Consider the following 19,128-nt stretch of genomic DNA (forward strand, 5'->3'; position numbering starts at 1 on the left):
TGAAAGTGTGTGTTTATTGCTCGTAAGTATAGGTAAAGTCAGAGATGAAGCCATTACCCGCTTCGGCAATGGCTTTGGATAATCCCTGGTAGTAATTCTCCAGCCCCCGCGCTTCGATACGCTGGATCTGTTCGCGAAGGGGGGCGCAGAACAGAACGGCATTTCCCGCCTCAACGCGTTTGTTATTCGGCGGAAGGTCGCCCGCGATGGCTTTAAACCAGGTTCTGATGCCCTGCTTTAAATTATGCGGCGCTTTTGCCAGGTTATCCATGCCCGTCAGGATCTGCAGAGTAGGGAACTCATCGGCCTGCACGGCGGTTTTCATGCGCGCAAAGAACTGGCTGAACAGCTCGAACGAGCCCAGATCGGTGACGCGGGGCTTGGTGGTTTTACCGTTTTTATTGCCGATTTTACCTGCCGCTGACGCCGTGGCCGGAGCCGCGTTGACTTTTTCCAGCTCCAGCCCGAATAACAAATTGCAGTGCGCGCGGCGCGCTTTCAGCGGGTAGGACATCAGGACGTCAATGAACTGGGTGGCTTTCACATCCGCAAGATTGTGGTTGATAAGCCACTGGGTGCGCGAAAATTCCGCCGGAGAGACGAACCAGTCCGGCACCTCATTGAAGCGTTTTGATTTGCCTTTACCGTCAAATTCAAGGAAGTGTGTCCCGTTGTCGAAGGCAAAATAGCAATTTTTGAAGCTGCCGATCGTGGTGTTCACGATGAGCGCCTTCTTAACAAAATCGACCACCTCTTCACCCATCACAAAACGCGTGCGTTCCGACGATTTGATGACGTCCATTAATGTTTCGACATCAGGAACACCAGGCTTCAGGGAGGGAAACTCATAAAAAATATGTGCCATGCTGCATACTTCCTGTAGTGATGGTGGTGACAATTTGCAAACAAAAAGCTTAACACTTGCTTCAGCGTGAGGCTATTCGCGCTGCGCGGGCGAAAGGATTATGCTACAGACGGTTATGACAAAAAGCGGTCAACGGAAGCGCAATGAACGATAAAAAAAACGTATTACTTCTCAGGGATGTCGGATTTCGAGTCGGGGAAAACACGATCCTGCAGCACGTCGGGTTTAGCCTGTCGCCGGGCGAGTTTAAATTAATCACGGGTCCCTCAGGCTGTGGGAAAAGCACGCTGCTGAAGATTGTGGCGTCACTCCTCAGCCCGACGGAGGGAGCCATTCTGTTTGAAGGCGAAGATATCGCCTCGCTTTCCCCGGAAAGCTATCGCCAGCAGGTCTCGTACTGCGTGCAAACGCCCGTGCTTTTTGGCGATACGGTCTATGACAACCTGATTTTTCCGTGGCAAATCCGCAATAAAACGCCGGAGCCGGAAAAGTTTATCCACGATCTGGCCCGCTTTGGCCTGGCGCAGGAGACGCTGAGCAAATCCATCAACGCGCTGTCGGGCGGCGAAAAGCAGCGGGTCTCGCTGATCCGCAACCTGCAGTTTTTACCGAAGGTGTTGTTGCTGGACGAAATCACCAGCGCGCTCGATGACGTCAACAAGCGCAACGTTAACGAGATTATTCATCGTTACGCCCGGGAGCAGAACATTGCCGTGCTGTGGGTGACGCACGACGCTAACGAAATAACCCATGCGGATGACGTAATCACGCTCCAGCCGCACGGCGGGAAAATGCAGGAGGCAAACCGTGGGTGAGCATAACATTACGAACGAATCGCTGGCCTTTTCGATGGTGCTGGTGCTGATTGCGATTGTGGTCAGCTACCGGGAAAAGCTTGGGCTGGAAAAAGATATCGTGTGGAGTATTTGCCGCGCGGTGATTCAGCTCATCATCGTCGGCTATGTGCTGAAGTATATCTTCAACGTTAACCACGCGGTGCTGACGCTGCTGATGGTGCTGTTTATCTGCTTTAACGCGGCGTGGAATGCGCAAAAGCGCAGTAAATACATTGATAAGGCGTTTGTCTCATCGTTTATCGCGATTACCACCGGAACGGCGCTCACGCTGGCGGTGCTGGTGCTCTCCGGCTCGATTGAGTTTACGCCGATGCAGGTCATCCCTATCTCGGGGATGATCGCGGGGAACGCGATGGTGGCCGTTGGGCTCTGTTATAACAACCTCGGCCAGCGTTTCAGCAGCGAACAGCAGCAGCTGCAGGAGAAACTAAGCCTGGGGGCAACGCCAAAAGTGGCCTCGGCGCGGCTGATTCGCGAGAGCATTCGGTCATCGCTGATTCCAACGGTAGATTCCGCCAAAACGGTGGGGCTGGTGAGCCTGCCGGGCATGATGTCGGGGCTGATTTTTGCCGGTATCGATCCGGTAAAAGCGATTAAGTATCAGATCATGGTGACGTTTATGCTGCTTTCCACGGCAAGCCTGTCGACCATCATTGCCTGCTACCTGACCTATCGGAAGTTCTACAACGCGCGCCACCAGCTGGTGGTGACGCAGTTGAAAAAGACGGGGTAACATCGTCTTTGTAGGCCCGGTAAGGCGAAGCCGCCACCGGGCTTTTTTATCAATACAACAGCGCGTAAAGCTGACGACGATACTTCGACGCCAGCGCGTCGCCGGTGCCCAGCGCGGCCAGGATCTCCTGGAACATTTTGCGCGCCTGACCGTCTGCGGCGGCTAAATCTTTTTGCAGATGGCCGAAGAGCAGCTCAAGCGCCTCTTCGTTACGCCCCACCTGATGCAGCTGTAGTGCAAGCTGGCTTGCCAGCGCGGCGTCCGCCGGGTTGTCGGCAACCTGCTGCTGCAGCTGCTGAATTTCCGGGGTATCCGCCGCCTGCTTCAGCAGCTCAATTTGTGCAACCAGCCCCTGATAGCGGGTGTCCTGATCCTGCAGCGGAACCGTCTTAAGTACGGCCTCCGCGTCCTCTGAGCGGTGCAGGGCGATCTGCGTCTCCGCCAGCAGCAGGCCAATCTGGCTGTTCTGTTTTGACAGCTGCCACGCCTCTTTCAGCAGCGGCAGCGCCTCGTCGTATTTGCCTTCCTGCATCAGCGCCATGCCTTCCTGCGCTTTCAGCTCTTCTTCGCGCGGCAGCACCTTATCCAGCAGGGCGCGGATAGCTTCTTCCGGCTGCGGCCCCTGGAAGCCATCAACAGGCTGGCCGTTCTGGAACAGATAGACGGTAGGAATGGCGCGCAGACCAAACTGAGACGCGACCATCGGCTCGGCGTCACAGTCCAGCTTCGCGAGAATGAACTGGCCGTTGTACTGGGCGGCAAGGCTTTCCAGCACCGGCGTCAGCTGTAGACAGTGTTGGCTACGTTCAGACCAGAAGTAGAACAGGACCGGTTTGGTCATCGACTGTTCAAGAGTCTGTTGCAGGTTAGCTTCTGTGATATTGACGATATTCTGTACGGACATGCGGCTTTCTCTTTTGTCGGTTTGTTCTTTACATGGGGATGCGCGTCGTCGCTTCAACTCAACCGTGTAAAATTTTGTCCATTATCCGGCCCGGCAGCAGGCGTTTTAACCAGCCGACGGCGTGGGTGACCAGCGTCACCGGATAGCGCATTTTGGGATGTTCACTCTCAAAAGCATGGCGCACTTTGGCCACCACCGCCTCGGGCCCGAGGGTAAAACGTGCGGCGATGCCGGGGTTCTCGACCGGTTTATCCGCCTGCGTCTGGTTAACGTTTTCGGTAAAGCGGGTGCGGATCGGGCCGGGTTCAATCAGGCTGACCTTAATGCCGCTGTGGCGTAGCTCCATGCGCAGGGCGTCGGACCAGGCCTCCAGCGCATATTTACTGGCGGCGTAAGCGCCGCGGCCCGGGGTGGAAATCAGCCCCATCACCGACGACGTCATCACGATGCGCCCTTCACCGTGCGGCAGCATCGCGGGGAGCAGACGCATGGTGAGCTGATGTACGCCGAAAAAGTTGGTCGAAAACTGCTTCTCCAGCGTTTCGCGGGAGAGGGTATCCAGCGGGCCATACACGCCGTAACCGGCATTATTAAACAGGCCGTAAAGACGATTACCGGTCAGGGCGATCACCTCATCGGCGGCGCGGTCAACGCTCTCCGGCGAGTCCATATCCAGCAGCACGCCGGTAAAGCCCAGCCCGTTCATGCGTTCGACATCGTCGGGTTTGCGACAGGCCGCCAGAACCCGAAACCCCTGGCGCTTCAATTCGAGCGCGCTTTCCAGACCGATTCCACTGGAACATCCTGTAATTAAGACCGATTTTTGCATAACTTTACCTGTCAGGATCTCCGCTTAATCAGGAGTCATGTTTAACTAAAGGAGCCAGCCGCGTTGCCATCCAGTCGGCAATAAACGGCTGCGCATCGCGATTGGGGTGGATCCCGTCGTCTTGCATCCACTGGGGTTTGAGATAGACCTCTTCCATGAAAAATGGCAGCAGCGGAATATCAAACTCTTTGGCAAGCTTGGGGTAGATCGCGCTAAAGGCCTCATTATACCGACGACCGTAGTTGGCGGGCAGGCGAATTTGCATCAGCAGCGGCTGGGCGTTTGCCGCCTTGATCTCCTGCAAAATGGTGCGCAGCGTATCCTCCGTTTGCTGTGGCTGGAAACCGCGCAGGCCATCATTACCGCCGAGCTCAACCAGCACCCAGCGCGGCTGATGCTGCTTGAGCAGCGCAGGCAGGCGCGATAAACCTTGCTGTGAGGTATCGCCGCTGATGCTGGCGTTGATTACAGGCGTTTTGCTCTGCCATTTGTCATTGAGCAGAGCGGGCCAGGCCGCGCCAGCCGCCATGCGATAGCCTGCGCTCAGGCTGTCGCCGAGAACCAGTAACGTGTCCGCTGCCGCCGCGCGGAAGGTCATCAGAATCAAAAACAGGAAGGGCAAATGCCAGCGGAAAACAGTGTTGAAGTTCATCATCTTAAGAAGTCCGTCGGTCAGGGGGAACACGAGCTTTCCATCCTTACTGGAGTTGAACTCGTTGTCAAACGCGCTGAAACCATCGCGCTGATTGGCGAATCCGGTTCCGGCAAGTCCACGCTGCTGGCGATTTTAGCCGGTCTGGACGACGGCAGCAGCGGCGAGGTCCACCTTGTCGGGCAGCCGCTGCATCAGCTTGATGAAGAGGCGCGGGCCGCGCTGCGCGCGCGTCACGTTGGTTTTGTCTTTCAGTCCTTTATGCTGATCCCAACCCTGAACGCCCTGGAAAACGTCGAGCTCCCGGCGCTGTTGCGCGGTGAAAACAGCCGTGAAAGCCGCGCTCATGCGAAGGCGCTGCTGGAACAGCTCGGTCTGGGGAAACGTCTCGACCATCTTCCCGCCCAGCTTTCCGGCGGTGAGCAGCAGCGCGTGGCGCTGGCCCGCGCGTTTAACGGCCGCCCTGAGGTGCTCTTTGCCGATGAGCCTACCGGCAACCTTGACCGTAAAACCGGCGACAGGATTGCCGACCTGCTGTTTTCGCTCAACCGCGAGCACGGCACCACGCTGATCCTCGTCACCCACGATCCGCAGCTCGCGGCGCGCTGCGACCGTCGCCTGCGGCTGGTGAACGGTGTTCTGCAGGAGGAAGCATGATTGCCCGCTGGTTCTGGCGCGAGTGGCGCTCGCCCTCGCTGCTGATTGTCTGGCTGGCGTTAAGCCTGGCGGTGGCCTGCGTGCTGGCGCTCGGCAGCGTCAGCGACCGCATGGAAAAAGGGCTCAGCCAGCAGAGCCGGGAGTTTATGGCGGGGGACAGGGCGCTGGAAAGCTCCCGCCCCGTGCCGCCGGGCTGGATTGAAGCAGCGCGTAAAGAAGGGCTGAAGGTGGGAGAGCAGCTCACCTTCCAGACCATGACCTTCGCGGGCGACATGCCGCAGCTGGCGAGCGTCAAGGCCGTCGATGATATCTACCCGATGTACGGTGACTTGCAGACCAGTCCGCCGGGGTTAAAGCCGACGCCCGGTACGGTGCTGCTGGCATCGCGTCTGATGGCGCTGCTGAACCTCAAACCCGGCGACAGTATCGACGTCGGCGACGCCACGCTGAAAATCGCCGGGGAAGTGGTGCAGGAGCCCGACGGCGGTTTTAACCCGTTCCAGCTTGCGCCGCGTCTGATGATGAACACCGCGGATGTCGCGGCCACCCATGCGGTACAGCCGGGCAGCCGCGTTACCTGGCGCTATAAATTTGGCGGCACGCCCGCCCAGCTTGACGCGTATGAAAAATGGCTTCTGCCGCAGCTCAAACCGGAACACCGCTGGTACGGGCTGGAGCAGGACGAGGGGGCGCTCGGTAAATCTCTGGAGCGCTCTCAGCAGTTCCTGCTGCTGTCGGCCCTGTTGACCCTGCTGCTGGCGGTGGCGGCGGTGGCCGTGGCGATGGGGCACTACTGCCGCAGCCGCTACGACCTGGTGGCGATCCTCAAAACCCTGGGGGCGGGCCGGGCGCAGCTGCGCAAGCTCATTGTCGGCCAGTGGCTGATGCTGCTGGTCCTGTCGGCGCTGACCGGCGGAATAATGGGGCTGCTGTTTGAAAAACTGCTGATGGTGATGCTGAAGCCGGTGCTCCCGGCCGCCTTGCCGCCGGCCAGCCTCTGGCCGTGGCTGTGGGCGATGGGCGCGATGACGGTGATCTCGGTGCTGGTGGGGCTCCGGCCCTACCGCCTGCTGCTCGCCACGCAGCCGCTGCGCGTGCTTCGCAACGATGTGGTGGCGAACGTCTGGCCGCTGAAGTTCTACCTTCCGCTGATTATTGCGGTGGCAGTGGGGCTGCTGGCGTGGCTGATGGGCGGCAGCACGCTGCTGTGGGCGGTGCTGGCCGGGGCGGTTGTGCTGGCGCTGCTGTGCGGCGTGCTGGGCTGGATACTGCTCAACCTCCTGAAAAGGGTGACGGTAAAATCCCTGCCCGTGCGCCTGGCGGTCAACCGTCTGCTGCACCAGCCCTGGTCTACGCTCAGCCAGCTGTCGGCGTTCTCGCTGTCGTTTATGCTGCTGGCGCTGCTGCTGGTGCTGCGCGGCGATCTGCTCGACCGCTGGCAGCAGCAGCTTCCACCGGAAAGCCCGAACTATTTCCTGATCAATATCGCGCCTGAGCAGGTTACGCCGCTGAAGGGCTTCCTGGCGGAGCATCACATCATCCCCGAGTCGTTCTATCCCATCGTTCGCGCGCGTCTGACGCAGATCAACGGCCAGCCAACGGAGGGGAACAAGGACGAGTCGCTGAACCGCGAGCTGAATCTGACATGGCAGGATAAACGCCCTGATCACAACCCGATAACCGCCGGCACCTGGCCGCCAAAAGCGGGGGAGGTGTCGATGGAGGAGGGGCTGGCGACGCGCCTGAACGTGAAGCTGGGAGACAGCGTGACCTTCACCGGCGATACCCAGGATTTCACCGCGAAAGTCACCAGCCTGCGTAAAGTGGACTGGGAAAGCCTGCGGCCCAACTTCTTCTTTATCTTCCCGCCGGGGGCGCTGGACGGGCAGCCGCAGAGCTGGCTGACCAGCTTCCGCTGGGAAAACGGCAACGGCATGCTGACCCAGCTCAACCGGGAGTTTCCGACGGTCAGCCTGCTGGATATCGGCGCGATCCTCAAACAGGTGGGGCAGGTGCTGGAGCAGGTGAGCCGCGCGCTGGAGGTCATGGTGGTGCTGGTGACGATCTGCGGCGTGCTGTTGCTGCTGGCCCAGGTGCAGGTGGGCATGCGCCAGCGCTATCAGGAACTGGTAGTTTACCGCACGCTGGGGGCGGGTAAGCGGCTGCTGCGAATGACGCTCTGGAGCGAGTTTGCGCTGCTGGGGCTGGTGGCCGGTCTGGTGGCCGCCATTGGCGCAGAGACGGCGCTGGCGGTGCTGCAGACAAAGGTCTTCGACTTCCCGTGGGAGCCTGACTGGCGTCTTTGGTTGACTCTGCCTCTGTGCGGCGCGGGGCTGCTTTCCCTCTGCGGAGGCTGGCTCGGCACGCGGCTGCTAAAGGGCAAAGCCCTGTTCCGTCAGTTTGCGAGTTGATTTAGTATAGTGATAATTACGCACCGGATTTTTATGCCGGTGCGTAGTGTTTAAATAGCACAAAGTGATAATACCCACTCATTTAGTAGCACAAAACATTAAAAACCCGTCCACACAGCCCGATTATTTCCAGTTAATATTCACCCGCTAAATATTTAGCAGCGTGTCTATTAAGGAAAAATAATGACTATAAAAAAATCAGCGCTGGCGGCAACGATTGGCGCGGCAGTGGCATTAACGACCTTCGCTTCTCAGGCGGAAATCACCGTTCTTAAGCAGGATCCTCAGGCGGGTAACCCGCTGAGCCGCCTGAACTTCACCGTTGGCGGCAGTATTCGTCCTCAGTTCCAGAACATGACCGGCGACGACGGGAAAAACAGCTACAAGCGTAACGGCTTTGACGGCGGCACCCGCTTCCGTTTCGCGGCAGATTACTACCTGTTTGATGACATCAGCTGGATCAGCTACTACGAGCTGGGTGTGAATATTCCTGCGCAGTTTAACTGGGATCACCACTACGCCGAAGGCGCACACGACACCACGCGTCGTATGCTCTATACCGGTCTGAAGAGCGACACCTGGGGTACGCTGACCTTCGGTCAACAGAACAGCGTTTACTATGATGTGGTTGGCGCGAAAACCGATATCTGGGACTACGACATGATCGCTCAGGCACCGGGTAACGGGATCAACGGCGACTACGACGGTTCTTACCGTTCACGCCAGATGCTGAAATATAAGAAAACCGTGGGCGATGCGGACATTTATGCATCCTACCTGTTTGAAGACAGCGAATTCCTGCCGGGCAACGGCCTGCGCTACAAGCGTAAAGGCGGCGGCTCGCTGGGCCTGGATTACCACCTGACTACCGACCTGACCTGGGGCGCCGCGTGGAACTACACCCGCGCCGACATGCGTAACCCGGACAACGGCGACAGCAAAACCTACGACCAGAACATTCTCGGTACCGCGCTGAGCTGGACCCCGGACAACTGGACCTTCTCCGCAGGCGGCGGCTGGTACCAGAACTTCCTGACCACCAAAAAAGTGTCTGTTAACGACTACTTTGCGGGCGACGCGTGGGGTATTGAGTACTTCGCAGGGTACAAGTTCCCAGTCGGTCAGTACGCGGTGAAATCCATCCAGCCTTACTTCATGGGGGACCGCATTGAGTACGTGAACGGCCGTAACTACCAGCGCATCGACAACGGCGTGGGGATCAGCTTCCAGCTGGATTACGGTTTCCGCGTGGATTACGAACACGTGTTCACCTCCAGCACCGACAACCTGGGCGACATGAACCTGGTGCGTCTGCGTTACGACTTCTAAGCCGTCTGTTCCCCGGTGGCGCTGCGCTTACCGGGGCCACAACAGTACGCGTAGGCCGGGTAAGGCGTAGCCGCCACCCGGCTTTTTTCAGCGATCAAGCCACTCAGCAATTTCTTCGTACGTCCCGCGATACACAATCTTTTCCGCCTTTTTCTCCAGCTGATAGCCGTACATCGGGTCGTAATAGTCGTTCAGGAGCGGTACAAGCCAGCTGAAGTGCGCGTCAGTGCGGCCAGAGCGTTGCTGTTCCAGCAGCGCGGAGTCTAACAGCGCGGTAAATTCCGCAAAGCGCTGCAGCCCAAGACGGCGGCGTATGGCGAACAGGCCGTGATGCAGGTACTCGCTGTATTCTTTCCAGCCCGCTTCCTCGCCGTAGGCGGCAGAAAAATCCGTCCACATATGGTCGAAATACTCTTCGCGCAGCCGTTCAAGACGGATCTCAAACGGATCATCGACCACCACGATAGGGGCTTCAACCATGCGGTCGCGCAGGCAGGCCGGCAGGTGGTTGGAGCCAATCATCCGGCCCTCATCTTCCAGCACCCAGCGCGCGGCGTCTTTTTTCAATAGCTCAACCGCAAGGTGATTTTCAAAGCTGGCCTGAGAAAGCTGCGGCGTGAGCGTGCGGCCAAATGACGAGCCGCGATGGTGCGCGAGCCCTTCCAGATCGATACCCTGCGCGTGCTGCTTCACCAGCAGGGTTTTACCGTTTCCGGTACAGCCGCCGATAAGCACCATCGGCTTTTGCGACTGCTCGATGGTCACCTGAATCGCCGTCTGGCGCAGGGCCTTATAGCCGCCGCGGATCAGCGGGTAGTCGATACCCGCCTCTTTCAGCCAGGCCTGCGAGATATGCGAGCGCTGGCCGCCGCGCGCGCAGCAGAGAAAGCCCTCAGGATGGGCAAGGCTGGCTTCGCGCCAGGCGTTGATGCGGGCGTCACGCGTGTCGCCGCTTACCAGGCGATGGCCGAGCGCCAGCGCGGCGTCCGGTCCCTGACGTTTATAACAGGTGCCGACGGCGGCGCGCTCGTCATCGTTCATTAAAGGCAGGTTGACTGCCGCTGGCATCGCGCCCTGGGCAAATTCGATCGGCGCGCGAACGTCGATTAAAGGGGTATCGGACGCGAGGATCGCGCGATAGTCCGTTCCATCGTTCATGGTTATTCCAGAAGAAAGCTAAGCAGCAATGGGCGGGAATTGTACGCCGGGGAAAGAGGAGGTCAACTCCCCGGCGGAGGGAGAACTATTTAAGCTTAGATTGTGCCCAGACAATACCGCTCGCGTATTCCGGCGGCAGGAGCGGGATCATGGCTTCCAGCGTGGCGCTCAGACGGCCCGTGTCGCTGTCGTTCAGGTTCAGGTGGCCGACTTTACGACCCTCGCGGACCTCTTTGTCATACCAGTGCAGATGCACCAGCGGCAGCTTCAGCCAGTCGTAGTTCAGATCGGTCCCGATCAGGTTGATCATCACCGACGGGCTGTTCACCACCGGCTGCGGCAGCGGCAGGTCGGTAATGGCGCGCAGGTGCAGCTCAAACTGGCTGATGGAGGCGCCGTTTTGCGTCCAGTGGCCGCTGTTGTGCACGCGCGGTGCCAGCTCGTTGATCAGCAGACCGGACGGGGTGATAAAGCACTCCATCGCCATGACGCCGACATAACCGAGTTCGTGCATGATGGCAGAGAGCATCTCTTCCGCCTGCGCCTGCTGGTCGGCATTGGCGTGCGGGAAGGCGACGCTGGTGCGCAGAATGCCGTCCTGATGCAGGTTATGCGTCAGCGGATAAAACACCGTGCGGCCGTCATGCCCGCGCGCGCCAACCAGCGACACTTCACCGCTAAAGTTAATGCCCTGCTCAACGATGCACTCGCCGTAGCAGTCATTCGGCAGCTCGGCGGTGTCGCCTGCGCGCAGGCGCCACTGGCCGCGGCCGTCGTAGCCACCCACGCGGCGCTTCACGATCGCCAGCTCGCCCAGCATGGCGAAGACGTCGTTCCACTCGCTTTTATCAGACAGGAGCTGCCACGGCGCGGTCGCGAGGCCGAGCTTGTCGAACAGCTGCTTTTGCGTCAGGCGGTCGGCAACGATCGGGAACACGTCGCGGTTAACGAAGGCGTTATGACGCGCCAGCTCGCGGGTCAGAGCGGTCTCCGGCCAGCGTTCAATCTCGGCGGTGATCACGCTCTGGTGGAATGGGACGGCTTCTGGCTCGGCGTCCAGCCCGACGGGCCAGACGGCAATACCCAGCGGCTCACCGGCCTGACGCAGCATGCGGCCTAACTGGCCGTTACCAAGGACGCAAACCTGCTTCATGCCGCACCCCGCGGGTCCGGGTTGTCCAGCACTTCGTCGGTCTGGGCTTTACGCCACGCCGCCAGACGCTGATGTAAGTCTTTATCGTGCGTCGCCAGGATCTGCGCGGCCAGCAGGGCGGCGTTTGCGGCACCCGCTTTGCCAATCGCCAGCGTGCCGACAGGAATACCGCGCGGCATCTGAACGATGGAGTAGAGGCTGTCCACACCGCTTAACGCGGCGCTCTGAACCGGTACGCCCAGAACCGGCACCAGGGTTTTGGCGGCAATCATGCCCGGCAGATGTGCTGCGCCGCCCGCACCGGCGATGATCACCTCATAACCGTTCTCTTCGGCGCTTTCGGCGAAGCTGAACAGTTTGTCCGGCGTACGGTGTGCAGAGACCACTTCAACGTGGTGCGGAACATTCAGGATGTCAAAGATTTCGGCGGCGAACTGCATGGTAGCCCAGTCGCTTTTGGACCCCATCACGATGGCGACACGCGCCGGATTATTGCGGGAAGACATGCGTCTTAAAACTCCTGTGGTGCGAAACACACTGCTTTCGAGGGCACAGAGAATAGCATGTTATACGGGCAAGGAAAACGGTTGCGCGGTTAAATCTTGAGCCGTTGTTGCCATCAATTCATAACAAAACAGACCGCATTCTGGCGGTCTGTTTTCGTCGAGGGGCAATCATTATTTCGTCAGTTCTGCGGTCATATACACGCGATTGTCGACCTTCGCGCTGGTGATTTTATAAGACGCGCCCTGTTCAGCAGCCTGTGCAGCGATTTTCGCTTCTGCGCGGTCAAGGGTAGAGGCGGTTGCGCTCACGCTCTGCGCGAAAGAACCGAAAGAAACCAGGGAGAGAGCCGCAACTGCAACGAAAGTTTTGATGGATTTCATGGTCGTATTCCTTAAGTGTTTTGTCTGGGATAGGGCGTGTTGCCCTGATGTGATAAATAATAGGCCGACCAAGGGCGGATTAAAATCGAAACAATTTGCCGATATTGTTCAAAAAAATAGAATGATGTGGAGGGGTTAAAACGGAAACGCGATCAGCTCCACGCCCTCAGGCGTGACTTTGACCATAGAACCTTCGGTGTGCCAGGCACCCAATACCACGCGGTGTGCGGGCTGGCCGTTGGCGATGAGGGAATGCACGTCAGGACGATGGGTATGACCGTGGATCAGCCACTGAACGTCATGCTTTTCCATCACCCGCACGACCGCCTGCGGATTGACGTCCATGATGGTCATGGATTTGCTGCTGTTGGCGGCTTTACTGCCTGCGCGCATTCTGGCGGCGATGCGGTTGCGGATAAAGAGCGGCAGGGCAAGGAACACCTTCTGGATCCACGGGGTGTGGACTTTGGCGCGAAACGCCAGGTAGCCGGTATCGTCGGTGCAGAGCGTGTCGCCGTGCATGATCAGCACCTTGCGGCCGTAGAGGTCGAGCACCTGTTCTTCCGGCAGCAGCGTCATGCCGCTTTCACGGGCGTAGCGCTTGCCGATCAGGAAATCACGGTTGCCGTGAATGAAGTAGCAGGGGACGCCCGAATCCACCAGCGCGTGAATGGCGGCGGCCATTTCACGGTGCAGCGGGTTAGGATCGTCGTCGCCAATCCAGGCTTCAAAGAGGTCGCCCAGGATGTACAGCGCATCGGCGCTTTTCGCTTCACCGCGTAAAAAACGCAGAAAACCGGCGGTTATCGCCGGTTCTTCTGTTTGCAGATGAAGATCCGCAATAAAGAGTGTCGCCACCAATTACTCGCTGACGGTCACGCTGGTAATCACAACGTCTTCTTTTGGAACGTCCTGGTGCATACCGCTGCGGCCAGTAGAGACGGCTTTGATCTTGTCAACCACGTCCATACCTTCAACCACTTCTGCGAATACGCAGTAGCCCCAACCCTGCAGGCTTTCGCCGGAGAAGTTCAGGAAGTCGTTGTCCGCCACGTTAATGAAGAACTGTGCAGTAGCAGAGTGAGGCGCCTGAGTACGTGCCATCGCCAGCGTGCCGCGGGTGTTTTTCAGGCCGTTGTTCGCTTCGTTCTTGATCGGCTCTTTAGTGGCCTTCTGGTTCATGCCAGGTTCGAAACCGCCGCCCTGGATCATGAAACCGTTGATCACGCGGTGGAAAATGGTGTTGTTGTAGAAACCTTCGCGGCAGTAGTCCAGGAAGTTTTTAACTGTTTCAGGCGCTTTGTCATCAAAGGTTTTGATTACGATATCGCCATGATTAGTGTGGAAAGTAACCATTTTTGCATCCTGTTCCGTTATTGTGGTACGTCGACCCGCCTTCGGGTCATCTATAGGGGCTTGTTATAGCATAACCACAGGATGCGATCACCTTGCATTGTGTGCTGCTTCGGGTTTGAATTACGGGTAGAATAGCCAGTTTTCAACCACACACGTGTTTACATGGAATCTTCGATGTTAAAAATCTTTAATACAATGACGCGCCAAAAAGAGGAATTTAAACCTATCCATGCCGGGGAAGTCGGCATGTACGTGTGTGGTATTACGGTTTACGATCTCTGTCACATTGGCCATGGCCGTACCTTTGTCGCCTTCGACGTGGTGTCACGCTACCTGCGTTTTCTCGGGTACAAGCTGAAATACGTGCGCAACATCACCGACATCGACGATAAGATCATCAAGCGCGCGAATGAAAACGGCGAAAGCTTTGTCGCGCTGGTGGATCGCATGATTGCTGAGATGCACAAAGACTTCGACGCCCTGAATATTCTGCGTCCGGACAGCGAGCCGCGCGCGACCCACCATATTCACGAAATCATCGAGATCACCGAAAAGCTGATCGCCCGCGGTCACGCGTATGTTGCCGACAACGGCGACGTGATGTTCTCCGTGCCGACGGACCCAACCTACGGTGCGCTTTCCCGTCAGGATCTGGACCAGCTCCAGGCCGGTGCCCGCGTTGACGTGGTTGACGTGAAGCGTAACCCGATGGACTTCGTGCTGTGGAAGATGTCCAAAGAGGGTGAACCAAGCTGGCCATCCCCGTGGGGCGACGGCCGTCCGGGCTGGCACATTGAGTGTTCGGCGATGAACTGCAAGCAGCTGGGCAAGCACTTCGACATTCACGGCGGCGGTTCAGACCTGATGTTCCCGCACCACGAAAACGAAATCGCGCAGTCCACCTGCGCCCACGGCGGCGAGTACGTGAACTACTGGATGCACTCCGGGATGGTAATGGTTGACCGCGAGAAGATGTCGAAATCGCTGGGTAACTTCTTTACCGTGCGCGACGTGCTGAAGTATTACGACGCGGAAACCGTGCGCTACTTCCTGATGTCTGGCCACTATCGCAGCCAGCTGAACTACAGCGAAGAGAACCTGAAGCAGGCGCGCTCGGCGCTGGAGCGTCTGTACACCGCGCTGCGCGGAACCGACAGGTCTGTTCCGGCGGCAGGCGGCGAAGCGTTCGAAGCGCGCTTCGTTGAGGTGATGAACGACGACTTCAACACCCCGGAAGCTTACTCCGTGCTGTTCGACATGGCGCGCGAAGTGAACCGCCTGAAGTCCGAGGATATGGCGGCCGCGAATGCGCTGGCGTCACATCTGCGTAAGCTCTCTGCCGTGCTCGGCCTGCTGGAGCAGGAGCCGGACGCGTTCCTGCAGAGCGGTGCACAGGCGGATGACGGTGAAGTGGCGGAGATTGAAGCGTTGATCAAGGCGCGTCTGGAAGCGCGTCAGGCGAAGGACTGGGCGGCGGCCGATGCGGCGCGTAACCGTCTGACCGAGATGGGCATCATTCTGGAAGACGGCCCGCAGGGAACGACCTGGCGCCGTAAGTAAGTCTGTAACGCCCGGTGACGCTTACGCTTACCGGGCCTACGGGCAAAAGTAGGCCGGGTAAGGCGCAGCCGCCACCCGGCTTTTTTTTACCTTCTTTTCCACCACAGCAACCCCATCAGCACCACACCCGGCAGCCACACCCACAGCAGTTCTGAAATAATCACCTGATGCCCGTACGGCGTGGTATAGCGTGAGAGCGCAAACGGCGCGACCTTAATCACCTGCCACGGCGCAAAGAAGCGTTCATCCGACCACGGCCACAGCCAGCCGACGCCTTTCCCGCCTGTGGTAATCGAATCCAGCAGGCTGTGCGACAGCAGTGACACGGTTAAAAACAGCCAGCACCGCGTCAGGCTGGCCCGGAACCATCGTCGTCCAGTCAGTACGCAAAGTATCGGCACCACGAGGGCAAAAAGCAGGGAGTGGGTAAAGCCGCGATGGCCGAAAACGTTGCCGTACGCGACGCCGAACTTGAACGCCAGCACGTCGGCGTCCGGCAGCATGGCGAGAACAATTCCGGCAAACAGCAGGCGGGGTGGGATAACTTTTGTCCCCAGGCCTAAGCCCAGGCAAAGCGGAACAGCAGCGTGTGTAATGACGGTCGGCATTGTGATTATCCATGGCAAATCATGGAAATATAGCAGTCCTCTCGCGCTAAAAGACCCGGGCTAAATTCTGATTTTACGCCGACTCGCGTGCGATAAGCTGCCCGGAGAGCGTAATACGCTGGGTTTGCAGCGTCGGCTCCTTCAGCGTGCGAATCATCAGCCCGGCCGCCTGACGCCCCGTCTCTTCGCTGGCGGACGAAACGTAGGTAAACGAGGGCGAGGTGAGGTTAACGTGGAGCATATCTTCGAAACCGACCAGGGCGACCTGCTGCGTCAGAAACACATCTTTACCCACCGTACGCCCGACCTGATGAATACCGGAGATGGAGCCGATCATGGCATCCGGCGAGTGGCAGAGCAGGGCGGTGATGGTATTGTTTTTTTCCAGCAGCTGGCGGGTGGCAAAACCCGCTGCCAGCGTGTCATCGCTGCAGGCCGGCGAGTATTCATCGCGCCAGACCAGCCCGTTTTGCGCCATCGCGCTGCGAAAGCCGAGCAGGCGCTGCTCGCGGATAAGGCAGCCTTCCCGTCCGCCTATGTAGGCGATATTACGATGACCGCGCTCGATAAGATAACGCACCGCCAGACTGGCCGCCTGTCGGTTATCGCGCATCACCAGATTGCATTTTTCATCCAGCAGCGACTGCGAGACCACCACCAGCGGCAGCGGGCAGTGGCGAATCTTTTCCGGCAGGGTGGCGGTGCGGGTATCCGAGGCCAGATAGATCACCCCGGCGACGCCCTGCTGCTTAAACGACAGCAGGCAGCGCTCAAGCTGGTCATGGTCGTTCTGGGGCTGACCGAGAAAAACCATATATCCCTGTTTTTCAAGATCCTGAACAATGCTCGCCATCACCTTGATGGAGAAGCTGTCGCTAAAGTCGCGAAGGATCAGGCCAATCAGATTAGAGGTATTGGCGCGGAGGTTGGCAGCGGCAACGTTATGAACATAGCCCAGGGTATTGATGGCAGCGTTGACCTTCTCGATCGTTGCCTCTGAGATTTTCCCTTTCTGGCGCAGCACCAGCGATACGGTGGAAACCGACACGCCCGCGTGCTTCGCGACATCAATAATGCTGACTTTCTTCAAAACCGCTCCCTGAAATTTACCGATTATCAGCCAGATAAAACACGCCTCCCAGCGTACAGGAGACGTGTCGTTCAGGCATCTTATTATTTGCCGATCATGGTGGACATGGTCTGGGCGATAAACTGTGCTCTGGCACCGAAAATCACCTGAATACCGTTGTCGCCGACAAACACCACGCCGCGCGCGCCGAGTCCGTTAAGACCGTCTTTATCCACCGCGTCGCTTTTTGCCACTTCCAGACGCAGGCGGGTGATACAGGCGCCGACGGAGTCAATGTTATGCGCGCCGCCCAGCAGGGTGATGATCTCGGTCGCGAGCTCGGAATCCGATTTTTCATCCGCGTTGGCGGTTACTTCGGTGCGGCCCGGCGTTTTCACGTCGAAACGACGGATCACAAAGCGGAACGTGAAGTAATAAATCAGGCCCATTGGAATGCCGATGATAATGGCGCTCAGGAAGTGGGTCTGGTAGCCGTTAAACGACGGCAGGATCCCGAATGACAGATAGTCGATAAAGCCCGCAGAGAACGACTTGGCGATATGCGCATGCAGCAGGTACATGGTCATGTAGGCCAGACCCGCCATGATGGCGTTAAAGACGTACAGAATCGGCGCCACGAAGATAAAGGTAAACTCAACCGGTTCGGTGATCCCCGTCAGGAAGCAGGTCAGCGCCGCGGAGAACAGAATACCGGCCGCGATTTTCTTATTCTTCGTATGGGCTTCGTGATACATCGCCAGGCACGCCGCAGGCAGCGCGAACAGCATCAGCGGGAATTCACCCTGCATGAACTTACCGGCGTTCTGGTAGGTATCGCTGCTGAAGGATTTCACCCCTTCTTCCAGCATCTTGAACCAGATGGTCTGGTCGCCGTGGATCACCTGGCCTGCCTGGGTGGTGTAATCCCCAAACGAATACCAGAACGACGGATACCAGATATGGTGCAGACCGAGCGGGATCAGCGCGCGCTCCACCAGACCGAAGATAAAGGTCGAGGCCGCCTGGTTGTCGCCGTTAACGACCACGGAGAGGGCGTCGATACCGGCCTGGATATGCTGCCACACGTACGGCAGCAGCAGCCCCATCAGGAACGAGAGGAACGCCGTTGCAATCGCCACGAAGCGCTTGCCTGAGAAGAAGCCCAGGAACTCCGGAAGCTGCATGGTGTGGAAGCGGTTATAGCACCAGGCCGCGAGAATACCGCAGATCAGGCCGCCGAAGACGCCCATCTGCAGCGTCGGAATGCCCACCACCATGGCGTATTTCCCGCCCTGAGAGGCCATTTCCGGCGTGATGCTCAGCACGGTACTGATGGTGATATTGGTGACAAACACCGACACCGCCGCAGACAGCGCCGCAATGCCGGATTCTGACGCCAGGCCCACGGCAGAGCCAATGGCAAACAGCATCGGCAGGTTATCAAAGATAACCCCGCCCGCGTTCATCATCAGCGGCAGATGGAACTTATCGCCGAAGGCCAGCAGCAGGCCCGCAGCGGGAAGCAGTGAAATTGGCAGCATTAAGGCGCGACCAATCATCGATAACTTAGACAGCGATTTAACAAACCCTGATATCAGACTCATGCTGATTTCCCCCGAGTAGCGCTTTTTTTGGCGCTGTTATTGTAAGTAGAACGTTTTAGTAGAACGTTCTACTTATCGTGGGCAAAGCGTGAAAAACGCGCAACTGAATTTTCACTTTTCAACAGACGAAATATTGATTATTTGAAGTGGATCGATAAATAACCGTGATGGATGTGAGGGGATAGAGATAGAAATTGCCGGGTGGCGGCTTCGCCTTACCCGGCCTACAAACGGAGACAGTACGTAGGCCCGGTAAGCGCAGCGCCACCGGGCATCAAACGGCTTACGCCGTCACGGTCACGCTCTGGCCTTCAAAGCTCACGGTCTGGCCCGCGACAATCTTGCAGCGCTTGCGGGTTTCCACCGCACCGTCCACTTTGACAAGCCCGTCGGCAATGGCAATTTTCGCCTGCGCGCCGCTTTCGCTCCAGCCTTCCAGCTTGAGCAGATCGCACAGCTCAACGTGCGGGTGTTTGCCTAATGAAAATGTGGCCAT

General features: G+C 58.1%; 20 protein-coding genes. 6 read left to right on the forward strand and 14 right to left on the reverse strand.

Annotated elements, in window-relative coordinates:
• Nucleotides 1-13 precede the first annotated feature (13 nt).
• Entirely contained in the window at nucleotides 14-865 is an 852-nt protein-coding gene (locus ACEPLT_RS05100; protein WP_232927937.1) for a hypothetical protein, read from the reverse strand.
• Between the two features lie 143 nt (nucleotides 866-1,008).
• Between ACEPLT_RS05100 and fetA the strand changes: the two genes are divergently transcribed.
• Both fetA and fetB read left to right on the forward strand, forming a co-directional pair.
• Nucleotides 1,009-1,680 (forward strand): iron efflux ABC transporter ATP-binding subunit FetA, encoded by a 672-nt coding sequence (gene fetA / locus ACEPLT_RS05105; protein WP_008499314.1) that lies wholly within the window; start codon nucleotides 1,009-1,011, stop codon nucleotides 1,678-1,680.
• A complete protein-coding gene (gene fetB / locus ACEPLT_RS05110; RefSeq protein WP_023293126.1) occupies nucleotides 1,673-2,455 on the forward strand; it encodes an iron efflux ABC transporter permease subunit FetB in 783 nt (260 codons plus the stop codon). Before fetA ends, fetB begins: the two co-directional genes overlap by 8 nt.
• 49 nt (nucleotides 2,456-2,504) lie before the next feature.
• Here fetB and ACEPLT_RS05115 read toward each other — a convergent pair whose 3' ends face one another.
• From ACEPLT_RS05115 to tesA, 3 genes are read right to left on the reverse strand one after another with little or no spacing between them, the layout of a single operon-like run.
• The gene (locus ACEPLT_RS05115; protein WP_008499316.1) at nucleotides 2,505-3,359 is read right to left on the reverse strand and encodes a co-chaperone YbbN; all 855 of its coding nucleotides are present in this window, start codon (nucleotides 3,357-3,359) and stop codon (nucleotides 2,505-2,507) included.
• Between the two features lie 58 nt (nucleotides 3,360-3,417).
• Nucleotides 3,418-4,188, reverse strand: coding sequence for an SDR family oxidoreductase (locus ACEPLT_RS05120; RefSeq protein ID WP_008499317.1), 771 nt, complete (start codon nucleotides 4,186-4,188; stop codon nucleotides 3,418-3,420).
• A gap of 28 nt (nucleotides 4,189-4,216) precedes the next feature.
• Nucleotides 4,217-4,843: a multifunctional acyl-CoA thioesterase I/protease I/lysophospholipase L1 gene (gene tesA / locus ACEPLT_RS05125; RefSeq protein ID WP_122008371.1), complete on the reverse strand. Its 627-nt coding sequence runs from the start codon at nucleotides 4,841-4,843 to the stop codon at nucleotides 4,217-4,219.
• On the opposite strand from tesA, the gene ybbA reads away from it, so the two are divergent.
• From ybbA to ACEPLT_RS05140, 3 genes are all read left to right on the forward strand, one after another.
• On the forward strand, nucleotides 4,811-5,497 hold the full coding sequence (gene ybbA / locus ACEPLT_RS05130) for a putative ABC transporter ATP-binding protein YbbA (RefSeq protein WP_008499319.1): 687 nt from the start codon (nucleotides 4,811-4,813) through the stop codon (nucleotides 5,495-5,497). The two genes, tesA and ybbA, sit on opposite strands and share 33 nt — an antisense overlap.
• On the forward strand, nucleotides 5,494-7,908 hold the full coding sequence (gene ybbP, locus ACEPLT_RS05135; protein ID WP_447088335.1) for a putative ABC transporter permease subunit YbbP: 2,415 nt from the start codon (nucleotides 5,494-5,496) through the stop codon (nucleotides 7,906-7,908). Before ybbA ends, ybbP begins: the two co-directional genes overlap by 4 nt.
• 183 nt (nucleotides 7,909-8,091) lie before the next feature.
• On the forward strand, nucleotides 8,092-9,237 hold the full coding sequence (locus ACEPLT_RS05140) for a porin (RefSeq protein WP_023293123.1): 1,146 nt from the start codon (nucleotides 8,092-8,094) through the stop codon (nucleotides 9,235-9,237).
• An 87-nt stretch (nucleotides 9,238-9,324) separates the two neighbouring features.
• Here the strand turns inward: ACEPLT_RS05140 and mnmH are convergent, their stop codons facing one another.
• The 6 genes from mnmH to ppiB form a co-directional block, all read right to left on the reverse strand.
• Nucleotides 9,325-10,395: a tRNA 2-selenouridine(34) synthase MnmH gene (gene mnmH, locus ACEPLT_RS05145; RefSeq protein WP_045416655.1), complete on the reverse strand. Its 1,071-nt coding sequence runs from the start codon at nucleotides 10,393-10,395 to the stop codon at nucleotides 9,325-9,327.
• Between the two features lie 85 nt (nucleotides 10,396-10,480).
• Nucleotides 10,481-11,548, reverse strand: a complete 1,068-nt coding sequence (gene purK / locus ACEPLT_RS05150; RefSeq protein ID WP_008499323.1) for a 5-(carboxyamino)imidazole ribonucleotide synthase — start codon at nucleotides 11,546-11,548, stop codon at nucleotides 10,481-10,483.
• Nucleotides 11,545-12,054, reverse strand: coding sequence for a 5-(carboxyamino)imidazole ribonucleotide mutase (gene purE / locus ACEPLT_RS05155; RefSeq protein ID WP_023616863.1), 510 nt, complete (start codon nucleotides 12,052-12,054; stop codon nucleotides 11,545-11,547). Before purE ends, purK begins: the two co-directional genes overlap by 4 nt.
• Before the next feature lie 171 nt (nucleotides 12,055-12,225).
• Nucleotides 12,226-12,435, reverse strand: a complete 210-nt coding sequence (locus ACEPLT_RS05160; RefSeq protein WP_008499325.1) for a YdgH/BhsA/McbA-like domain containing protein — start codon at nucleotides 12,433-12,435, stop codon at nucleotides 12,226-12,228.
• Between the two features lie 135 nt (nucleotides 12,436-12,570).
• Nucleotides 12,571-13,293, reverse strand: coding sequence for a UDP-2,3-diacylglucosamine diphosphatase (gene lpxH / locus ACEPLT_RS05165; RefSeq protein ID WP_023293120.1), 723 nt, complete (start codon nucleotides 13,291-13,293; stop codon nucleotides 12,571-12,573).
• Between the two features lie 3 nt (nucleotides 13,294-13,296).
• A complete protein-coding gene (ppiB, locus tag ACEPLT_RS05170; protein ID WP_008499327.1) occupies nucleotides 13,297-13,791 on the reverse strand; it encodes a peptidylprolyl isomerase B in 495 nt (164 codons plus the stop codon).
• Between the two features lie 174 nt (nucleotides 13,792-13,965).
• On the opposite strand from ppiB, the gene cysS reads away from it, so the two are divergent.
• On the forward strand, nucleotides 13,966-15,351 hold the full coding sequence (gene cysS, locus ACEPLT_RS05175) for a cysteine--tRNA ligase (protein ID WP_008499328.1): 1,386 nt from the start codon (nucleotides 13,966-13,968) through the stop codon (nucleotides 15,349-15,351).
• 86 nt (nucleotides 15,352-15,437) lie between these two features.
• On the opposite strand, the gene ACEPLT_RS05180 is transcribed toward cysS, so the two are convergent.
• The 4 genes from ACEPLT_RS05180 to ybcJ form a co-directional block, all read right to left on the reverse strand.
• Nucleotides 15,438-15,959 (reverse strand): metal-dependent hydrolase, encoded by a 522-nt coding sequence (locus tag ACEPLT_RS05180; RefSeq protein WP_232927945.1) that lies wholly within the window; start codon nucleotides 15,957-15,959, stop codon nucleotides 15,438-15,440.
• A gap of 73 nt (nucleotides 15,960-16,032) precedes the next feature.
• Nucleotides 16,033-17,049, reverse strand: coding sequence for a Mal regulon transcriptional regulator MalI (gene malI, locus ACEPLT_RS05185; protein ID WP_025912647.1), 1,017 nt, complete (start codon nucleotides 17,047-17,049; stop codon nucleotides 16,033-16,035).
• Between the two features lie 83 nt (nucleotides 17,050-17,132).
• Nucleotides 17,133-18,632 carry a PTS transporter subunit EIIC gene (locus tag ACEPLT_RS05190; protein ID WP_008499331.1) on the reverse strand — a complete coding sequence of 500 codons (1,500 nt, stop codon included), beginning with the start codon at nucleotides 18,630-18,632 and terminating at the stop codon, nucleotides 17,133-17,135.
• A 283-nt stretch (nucleotides 18,633-18,915) separates the two neighbouring features.
• A complete protein-coding gene (gene ybcJ, locus ACEPLT_RS05195; protein WP_004143016.1) occupies nucleotides 18,916-19,128 on the reverse strand; it encodes a ribosome-associated protein YbcJ in 213 nt (70 codons plus the stop codon).

Source organism: Enterobacter sp. fkY84-1, assembly GCF_052974705.1.

What these genes read in the sequence shown, in the direction of transcription:
- purE (WP_023616863.1), bottom strand. Translation starts at nt 12,054, where the DNA reads ATGTCTTCCCGCAATAATCCGGCGCGTGTCGCCATCGTGATGGGGTCC.
- purK (WP_008499323.1), bottom strand. Translation starts at nt 11,548, where the DNA reads ATGAAGCAGGTTTGCGTCCTTGGTAACGGCCAGTTAGGCCGCATGCTG.
- mnmH (WP_045416655.1), bottom strand. Translation starts at nt 10,395, where the DNA reads ATGAACGATGGAACGGACTATCGCGCGATCCTCGCGTCCGATACCCCT.
- tesA (WP_122008371.1), bottom strand. Translation starts at nt 4,843, where the DNA reads ATGATGAACTTCAACACTGTTTTCCGCTGGCATTTGCCCTTCCTGTTT.
- ybbA (WP_008499319.1), top strand. Translation starts at nt 4,811, where the DNA reads ATGCCAGCGGAAAACAGTGTTGAAGTTCATCATCTTAAGAAGTCCGTC.
- cysS (WP_008499328.1), top strand. Translation starts at nt 13,966, where the DNA reads ATGTTAAAAATCTTTAATACAATGACGCGCCAAAAAGAGGAATTTAAA.
- ACEPLT_RS05100 (WP_232927937.1), bottom strand. Translation starts at nt 865, where the DNA reads ATGGCACATATTTTTTATGAGTTTCCCTCCCTGAAGCCTGGTGTTCCT.
- fetA (WP_008499314.1), top strand. Translation starts at nt 1,009, where the DNA reads ATGAACGATAAAAAAAACGTATTACTTCTCAGGGATGTCGGATTTCGA.
- ACEPLT_RS05160 (WP_008499325.1), bottom strand. Translation starts at nt 12,435, where the DNA reads ATGAAATCCATCAAAACTTTCGTTGCAGTTGCGGCTCTCTCCCTGGTT.
- ACEPLT_RS05180 (WP_232927945.1), bottom strand. Translation starts at nt 15,959, where the DNA reads ATGCCGACCGTCATTACACACGCTGCTGTTCCGCTTTGCCTGGGCTTA.
- ybcJ (WP_004143016.1), bottom strand. Translation starts at nt 19,128, where the DNA reads ATGGCCACATTTTCATTAGGCAAACACCCGCACGTTGAGCTGTGCGAT.
- ACEPLT_RS05190 (WP_008499331.1), bottom strand. Translation starts at nt 18,632, where the DNA reads ATGAGTCTGATATCAGGGTTTGTTAAATCGCTGTCTAAGTTATCGATG.
- ybbP (WP_447088335.1), top strand. Translation starts at nt 5,494, where the DNA reads ATGATTGCCCGCTGGTTCTGGCGCGAGTGGCGCTCGCCCTCGCTGCTG.
- ACEPLT_RS05115 (WP_008499316.1), bottom strand. Translation starts at nt 3,359, where the DNA reads ATGTCCGTACAGAATATCGTCAATATCACAGAAGCTAACCTGCAACAG.
- ppiB (WP_008499327.1), bottom strand. Translation starts at nt 13,791, where the DNA reads ATGGTTACTTTCCACACTAATCATGGCGATATCGTAATCAAAACCTTT.
- ACEPLT_RS05140 (WP_023293123.1), top strand. Translation starts at nt 8,092, where the DNA reads ATGACTATAAAAAAATCAGCGCTGGCGGCAACGATTGGCGCGGCAGTG.
- ACEPLT_RS05120 (WP_008499317.1), bottom strand. Translation starts at nt 4,188, where the DNA reads ATGCAAAAATCGGTCTTAATTACAGGATGTTCCAGTGGAATCGGTCTG.